Here is a 4,981-nt window from a genome sequence, read left to right as displayed (position 1 = left end):
GGGGTCACAGGCTCACCGCGAGCCTGTGACCCCGCCCTTCTCGCGTCTCGCGTCTCGCGTCTTGCGGCGCGGGCCGACTGCCGTGCTCAGCCGCCGAGTTGGACGACGACGGCGTCGTCGAACGCCTTGAGGTCGTCCGGCTTGCGGCTGGTGACGAGCGTGTACGTGCCCTCGTCCACGACGACCTCCTCGTCGACCCAGTGGGCGCCCGCGTTGCGCAGATCGGTCTCCAGGCTGGGCCACGAGGTGAGCGTGCGGTCGCGTACGACGTCCGCCTCGATCAGCGTCCACGGCGCGTGGCAGATCGCGGCGACGAGCTTGCCGGACTCGCAGAAGTCCTTCACCAGACGTACGGCGTCGTCGTCCAGCCGCAGCGCGTCCGGATTCGCCACACCGCCGGGCAGCAGCAGGGCGTCGTACTCCTCGGCCGCCGCCTCGTCCACGGTCTGGTCCACCTGGAAGGTGTCGGCCTTGTCGAGGTGGTCGAACGCCTGGATACGGCCCGCCGTCGTGGAGACCAGACGCGGCGTGTGCCCGGCGTCCTTCACGGCCTTCCACGGTTCCGTCAGCTCGACCTGCTCGACCCCCTCGGGGGCCATGAGAAAGGCGATGCGCATGCTGGCCACTTCCTTCCGTGCCGCGCACGTTCTCTGCGTGCCGCGCACGGCGTTACGGGGTTCCTCGCTCTCACGGGGCGGGTCCCCAACGCCGCGCCCCCTATGCGGGGGCGCCGTACGGGAAGGCGGGCAGGCGGGCTCGGGCAGGCGGGCCCGGGCAGGGTCAGGCGGTGCGGTCCGCCTCGTCGAGCGCGCGGTGCACCGTCGAGAGCAGAACGGCCCCCGCGGTGACGCTCACGGCGCCGAGGATGAACGGCACGTGCGCGTTGTAGTGCTCGACGAGCTTGCCCGCGGCGAAGGGTGCGAGGCCGCCGCCGATGAAGCGGACGAAGCCGTACGTCGCGGAGGCGACCGGACGCGGCACCGGCGCGATGCTCATCACCGCGGTCGTCACGAGGGTGTTGTTGACGCCGATGAAGGCACCGGCGACGATCACCGCCCCGATCACGGCCCAGCGCTCGTCCGGGAAGAGCCCGATCACGAGCAGGTCGGCGGCCATGAAGAGCAGATTGCCGTAGAGGGTGCGCGGGGTGCCGAACCAGCCGCGCAGCGCGGGCGCACCGAAGACCGCGAAGATCGCGACGAGCAGGCCCCATGCGAAGAAGACCCAGCCCAGTTCGATCGCGGAGAGGTGCATCAGGAACGGTGCGTAGCCGAGCATCGTGAAGAAGCCCCAGTTGTACAGGAGCCCGGTGACGCTGGTGGTCGCGAGCGCGCGGTGGCGCAGCGCGGCGAGGGGTTCGACGAGCGACTCGGGACGCTCGGCGGCCTTCGAGGGCGGCAGCAGTATCACGGTGGCGACCAGTGCGACGGCCATCAGAACGGCGACGCCGAAGAACGGCCCGCGCCAGCTCACATGTCCGAGCAGCCCGCCGAGCAGCGGCCCGGTGGCGATGCCGACGCCGAGCGCCGTCTCGTACAGCACGATCGCGCCCGCGAAGCCGCCGCTGGCGGAGCCGACGATGACGGCGAGGGACGTCGCGATGAACAGGGCGTTCCCCAGGCCCCATCCGGCACGGAAGCCGATGATGCCGTCGATGCTTCCGGTGGTGCCCGCGAGCGCGGAGAAGACGACGATGAGCACGAGGCCGAAGACCAGCGTCCGCTTGGGCCCGAGCCGGCTGGAGACCCAGCCGGTGACGAGCATGGCGACGGCCGTGACCACCAGATAGCTGGTGAAGAGCAGCGTGACCTGGCTCGGGGTGGCGTCGAGCTGGCTGGAGAGCGCGGGGAGGATCGGGTCGACGAGCCCGATGCCCATGAAGGAGATGACGCACGCGAAGGCGACCGCCCAGACCGCCTTCGGCTGACGGAAGGGGCTCTCCTTGCGGGCGTGCGGGGTGTGCTGCGGTGCGGAGGTGTGCGGTGCGTCGGACGACGAGGCGGAGCCGGTGCTGCCGGCGCCGGCCTCCGGTCCGGTGGGCGCCTCGGGCGTCGTGGTCTCCGGCCCGTTCATGTCAGGGGCGTCCCTTCGGTTCGGTGCGTGGCTGTTCTCGGGGGATCCGGCTTCGACTGGGCGGCGCTGCGCGGGAGAAGTCCGTGTAGGCCACAAGGGAAAACATATCGATGGTTAGTACAACTACACAAATGACAGGTGTCACGAACCGGGCTCCGTCGAGGGGGCGGGTGTTTACGGTGGGGCCGGTGTGTGGCAAGGACTGAAATCGTTTTCGTGAAGATCGTCGTCAGCGACCTGCGATTTCCGTGCCGGGACAGTGGTCCATTGACGACTGATTTTCCGCTTCCTGCTGCCATTTGCCGATCTGTGCTCTGTGCCTGGTGTGGGAAAACCAGGGTTCGTTGACGTGCCACGGTCAGACTTGTACCGTCCCGCAACGAAATCGATTGCTCTCACTGCCCACAGGCAGCCCCAACGCCGGGTGAGTGGTTGGGAGTTACGGGGTTCCGTGCCAGCAGGGACGTGTATCTACGCGCGTCTCTGTCCCCCACCTGGAAGGGAAAGTCCCAATGAGCTTTACCACCAAGATCAGACGGAAGACGGTCATCCGCAGCGCCACGGCCCTGGCCGCCGGCGTGCTCGTCGCGGGCGGTCTGGCGGTGCAGGCCAGCGCCGGCGAGAGCGACGGCAAGGACAACCGTGCCAACGCGGAGATCCTCGACACGAAGTGCGCCGTCCCGGGGGACTACGACCCCGCGATCATCAACACGGTGCACGACGTCGCGACCCAGCGCGGTGTCAACGACAAGGTGATGCTCGCCGCCTTCGAGGCCGGCTGGGTCGAGTCCCACATGAACAACCTCAACTGTGGCGACCGCGACTCGCTCGGCGTCTTCCAGCAGCGTCCCAGCGCCGGCTGGGGCACGCCCGAGCAGATCCTCGACCCGGTCTACGCCACCAACGCGTTCCTCGACCAGGCCATCCCCAACGACGCGAACGACCCGAGCATGACCGCCGGTCAGCTCGCGCAGAGCGTGCAGCGCTCCGCCTTCCCCGACCGCTACGACGAGAGCGAGGGCAAGGCCCGCGAGATGATCGACGCGGCCGGCTGACGTTTCCCTCCGGGGACTCCGTCACGGGGACACGACGCGGCCCTGACCAGGCCGTGCACGGAATGCGAGGGAGTGGGACCCGCGGCCGAGGCCGCGGGTCCTGAGAACGGAACGCGGCGAGCGGCCGTCCTGTCGGCGTCCTGATCCACGTCCTGATCGGGTGCGCAGGCCGAGGCCCGTTTCACGGCGGACGGCATCGGATCCACCGGTGCCGTCGGCCGTCTCCGTCGCCTCCCGTACCGGATCAGACGTCCTCGTCCATGCGGATCGCGGCGCGCAGATTCTCGTGCGCGCTGTGCGATCCGCCTTCGTGCTGTTCGAGCAACACCGCCGCGATCGCGTCCAGTTTGCGCTGGAGGGCGTGCTCCGCGCGGCGTTCGGTGTTCTTGAGCAGCGCCAGCAGCAGCAGGCTCACCGCCGCCATCATGTCGCCCACGAAGATCATCCAGGCCACCGGCACCGCCACCGCGTGGACGGCGACGAACGCCGCGATCAGCAGCACGCAGAAGACGTAGAAGACCGGTGACCCGGTGACGTTCGAGGCCGTCTCGGCGAGACGTTCGAAGCGGCCGCGCTCGTCGCCGCCGCGCTCGGCAGGGTGCTGAAGCGTCATCGTCCTCCGTTCTCCACGCGCGTTCTCCACGCGCCGTCCGTTCTCAACGTGCCGTCGCGCACCGGCTGTTCGCGTTCGGGCCGGCGTGATCGGCCGGACGGGCGGACGACCGGACGGCGGCCACACGACCGGCTGCACGACCGGGTTCGTACGGGGCGGGTACCCGCAGGTCCGCCGTCACTCTTCCGACGGCGGTCCTCCCGTAACTCCATGCGGCGGACGGGCAGTTCGGGGCGCTACTGGCCCACGCGTCCGTCGATGCGTTCGCGCAGAAGGTCGGCGTGGCCGTTGTGGCGCGCGTACTCCTCGATCATGTGCACCAACACCTCCCGCAGGGAGATCTGTTCACCGCGGATGGTGCCCCTCACGTCGAGATCGGGGGCCTCCCGTACGAAGCGCTCCGCGAAGGCCACCTCTCCGCGCCAGGTCTCCCATGCCTCGGAGACGACCTCCGGGTCCGGCAGTGCGCCGTCGAAGTCACGGTCGCGGTCGTTCTCGGTGCGGTAGAGGCGCGGCACGTCCTGCCCGGCCAACACCCGCCGGAACCAGGCGTGTTCGACTCCGGCCATGTGGCGCACCAGACCGAGCAGCGACATGTTGGACGGCGGTACGGAGCGCCGGGCCAGCGCCTCGGGGCCCAGACCGGAGCACTTCATCTCCAGAGTGCGGCGCTGGTCGGCCAAGTAGGCGGTGAGGGTGGCCGGTTCGTCCTCGCAGCCGCCCTGGGAGCGGGGGTCGTCGTCCGGGTGTACGAACATGTCCGACCACGCGAAGCGGCGCTCGGGGAAGTTCTCGCGGACATCCTCGTGGTCGTCGCTGTCTCTGTGGCTGTCGCTGTGTGCGGGGTGGCGTTCGTCTCGGGGGGTCGGTTCCGCGGTGTTCGTCATGCGGTCGAGCATCCGGGGCGGGGGTGCCGTACGCCACGCAATTTCCGGGGCGGGCGTCGCCACGGGGAGCCGGTGCCACGGGGAGCCGGACCGGGGTACGGGTGGGTCGGCGCTTTTCGCCGGTGGCGGAACGGACGCCGTCGCCCTTCCCGTACGGCGTCGCGCTTCTAATCTGAAGTGGTGAGCACCCATGCGTCCGACCGAGCCCGCGTCCTGGAGCTGCGCCCGGCCCCGGCTCCGGCCCCGCCCCCACCGGGGGCGCCGGGGAGGGAGCCGCTGTGGCGGCACGTCATGGGCGGGGTCCTGCGGGGCGAGCGCCGCGCACAGCAGCGCACCCTCAAGGACGTGGCCGA

5 protein-coding genes and 1 pseudogene are annotated in these 4,981 nt (G+C 69.9%); 2 read left to right on the top strand and 4 right to left on the bottom strand.

Annotated features, from left to right (window positions below):
• Positions 1-86: 86 nt before the first annotated feature.
• Both AN218_RS10500 and AN218_RS10495 read right to left on the bottom strand, forming a co-directional pair.
• A complete protein-coding gene (locus AN218_RS10500) occupies positions 87-617 on the bottom strand; it encodes a type 1 glutamine amidotransferase domain-containing protein (protein WP_070016523.1) in 531 nt (176 codons plus the stop codon).
• A 163-nt stretch (positions 618-780) separates the two neighbouring features.
• Positions 781-2,073: an MFS transporter gene (locus AN218_RS10495; RefSeq protein WP_079132019.1), complete on the bottom strand. Its 1,293-nt coding sequence runs from the start codon at positions 2,071-2,073 to the stop codon at positions 781-783.
• Between the two features lie 512 nt (positions 2,074-2,585).
• On the opposite strand from AN218_RS10495, the gene AN218_RS10490 reads away from it, so the two are divergent.
• A complete protein-coding gene (locus AN218_RS10490; RefSeq protein WP_070016522.1) occupies positions 2,586-3,128 on the top strand; it encodes a hypothetical protein in 543 nt (180 codons plus the stop codon).
• Positions 3,129-3,372: 244 nt separating this feature from the next.
• Here the strand turns inward: AN218_RS10490 and AN218_RS10485 are convergent, their stop codons facing one another.
• On the bottom strand, positions 3,373-3,741 hold the full coding sequence (locus AN218_RS10485) for a hypothetical protein (RefSeq protein WP_070016521.1): 369 nt from the start codon (positions 3,739-3,741) through the stop codon (positions 3,373-3,375).
• 236 nt (positions 3,742-3,977) lie between these two features.
• Positions 3,978-4,499, bottom strand: a complete 522-nt coding sequence (locus AN218_RS10480; protein WP_070016524.1) for a DinB family protein — start codon at positions 4,497-4,499, stop codon at positions 3,978-3,980.
• A gap of 309 nt (positions 4,500-4,808) precedes the next feature.
• On the opposite strand from AN218_RS10480, the pseudogene AN218_RS38060 reads away from it, so the two are divergent.
• Positions 4,809-4,981 (top strand): annotated as a pseudogene (locus tag AN218_RS38060) (helix-turn-helix domain-containing protein); the annotation flags it as partial.

Origin of the sequence: Streptomyces nanshensis, assembly GCF_001751255.1 — a bacterium.
Taxonomy (GTDB): domain Bacteria; phylum Actinomycetota; class Actinomycetes; order Streptomycetales; family Streptomycetaceae; genus Streptomyces; species Streptomyces nanshensis_A.
Note: the sequence above shows the minus strand (reverse complement) of the source record. Positions and strands in the feature narration are given on the sequence as shown.

Coding starts and splice junctions, on each gene's coding strand:
- AN218_RS10485 (WP_070016521.1), bottom strand. CDS start 3,741: ATGACGCTTCAGCACCCTGCCGAGCGCGGCGGCGACGAGCGCGGCCGC.
- AN218_RS10490 (WP_070016522.1), top strand. CDS start 2,586: ATGAGCTTTACCACCAAGATCAGACGGAAGACGGTCATCCGCAGCGCC.
- AN218_RS10500 (WP_070016523.1), bottom strand. CDS start 617: ATGCGCATCGCCTTTCTCATGGCCCCCGAGGGGGTCGAGCAGGTCGAG.
- AN218_RS10480 (WP_070016524.1), bottom strand. CDS start 4,499: ATGTTCGTACACCCGGACGACGACCCCCGCTCCCAGGGCGGCTGCGAG.
- AN218_RS10495 (WP_079132019.1), bottom strand. CDS start 2,073: ATGAACGGGCCGGAGACCACGACGCCCGAGGCGCCCACCGGACCGGAG.